2 protein-coding genes are annotated in these 1980 nt (G+C 38.7%); both read left to right on the top strand.

What is annotated here, in order from left to right; all coding sequences use genetic code 11:
- Positions 1 to 40: 40 nt before the first annotated feature.
- Entirely contained in the window at positions 41 to 1783 is a 1743-nt protein-coding gene (locus KTJ10_RS17945; protein WP_262442552.1) for a ShlB/FhaC/HecB family hemolysin secretion/activation protein, read from the top strand.
- Between the two features lie 24 nt (positions 1784 to 1807).
- The coding region (locus KTJ10_RS18015; RefSeq protein WP_410468418.1) for an ESPR domain-containing protein at positions 1808 to 1980 on the top strand (173 nt) is incomplete at its 3' end.

Here is a 1980-nt window from a genome sequence, read left to right as displayed (position 1 = left end):
TGTAAAATAGTGTGATTATACGTACAATTCTGTCTATAAAATGTTAACTAAGAATTTTATAACTTCTTCCCTTATTCTTTTTGCGGGTTTTCACCAATATGTCTATGCGATTGAAGATGTTTCTTTGCCCAGCCAGGTGCTTCAAGATCAACGTTTAAAAGAGCTTAACCAGCAATTACAAGACCAGCTTGCTCAGCAAACTCCTTATGAAAATACAAAACCATTACAGGATTTTAAGCATTTAGTTGTTGAAGAAAGCCCATGTGTAACGGTTAAAGAAATTAGTCTTATCCCTTTAAATGGTCAGCCGCAGTCTGACTTACAGCAATTTAACTTTGTGGTTAAAGCTATAAAAAAACACCCACAGAATGTTTTGGGTAAATGTATTGGAACCCAAAGTTTACATAACATTGTCAACTATGCCCAAAATGAACTTCTAAAAAAAGGTTTTATTACCAGTCAAATTGTCGTGAGTCCGCAAGACTTAAATCAGGGGAATCTAAACCTGAGTATACAAATCGGACGCTTGGATAAGATTATTATACAAGAAGGGAAAATCTCCTCATTACAGCTTAAGACAGGGTTGCCCTTTAAAGCGGGCGACATTGTGAACCTAAAAAGGCTCGATCAGGGGCTGGAAAATCTAAAACGTGTCTATGCGGTAGATATGCAAATTACTCCCGCAACTGCTCAAGATAAAGAATTAACGGGCTATAGTGATTTAATACTCAAACTTCAATCACTACAAAAAGTTAATTTCAATTTAAGCGTAGATGATTCGGGTAATCAGGACACTGGTATCCATATGGGAAATATGGGGTTAGGTGTCAATAACCCATTTCATTTAAATGATATTTTATCGCTAAACGTGGGTCATTCTTTAGATGACTTCCATGAGGACTTAAACCGAAGTTACTTTATTAATTATCAGTTACCTGTTGGCTACTATGATTTAGGTCTTAGCTACAATGATTATCAATATAGTCAAAGAAGGATAGTATCTAAAGATTATCCTATTATTTATCATGGTAATAGCCAACAAGCCAATCTAAACCTATCTCGAGTTATTAGCCGTAGCGGGCAACATAAAACCAGCGTATATGGCAAGCTTTATCATAAAGAAAGCCAAAGCTTCATGAATGATATTGAGGTTGAAGTATTACATCGTAAAACTTCAGGCTGGAATCTAGGTTTTCAACACCGCCAATATTTAGGAAATGCAGTACTAGATGGCAGCATCGATTACCGTCGTGGCATGGGGGTGGAAGCCCGAACTGCGGCAGAAGAAAAGATTATCGATGTCAATGGAAACCATCTTCCTGTCGAAGGTTACTCCCGTGCTCCGCTTTTAAGTGCTGATTTACGCTTTAGCACACCATTCCTTTTGCTCGAAAAACCTGCCCAATACCGCCTTAACTGGCGTGGACAATATGCACCGAAAATTTTAGTACCGAATGACCGCTTTTATATTGGTGGTCGCTATAGCGTGCGTGGTTTTGATGGTGAGCTCATGCTTTCCGGAGATAACGGCCAGTATCTACAGCAAGAAATCAGCTTGAATGCACCAATTCCAAATACCCAGTTTTACATGGCAGTCGATCAGGGCTGGGTTAATGGGCGTAATAGCATACCGGGTCAGCGTTATTTACTCGGAAGTGTTTTAGGTCTACGCACTTATCAAAATAGTTTTTATCTGGATGCCTTTACTGGTCGGGGGCTGATTGCACCTGACAGCATAAAAAAAGACTGGGTTACCGGTTTTAGTATCAACCTTTCTTATTAATTTACTTTAGAAAAGACTTTATTCATGAACAAGAATAGTTATCGCATTATTTATAGCAAAGCACGTCAAATGTTTGTGGCCGTGGCTGAAAATGTACGAAGCCAAACCAAGACTTCTGGTCAAAGTGAAGCAAGTACCCAGAACAATATTGATAACACTGAATCTCAGGCATTTCATCAACTCTGGCAAGTGAAAGC

The organism is Acinetobacter sp. WU_MDCI_Abxc222 (assembly GCF_025514755.1).
Lineage (GTDB): Bacteria > Pseudomonadota > Gammaproteobacteria > Pseudomonadales > Moraxellaceae > Acinetobacter > Acinetobacter geminorum.
The sequence above is the reverse complement of the archived record's forward strand: the minus strand, read 5'-3'. Positions and strand labels throughout refer to the sequence as shown.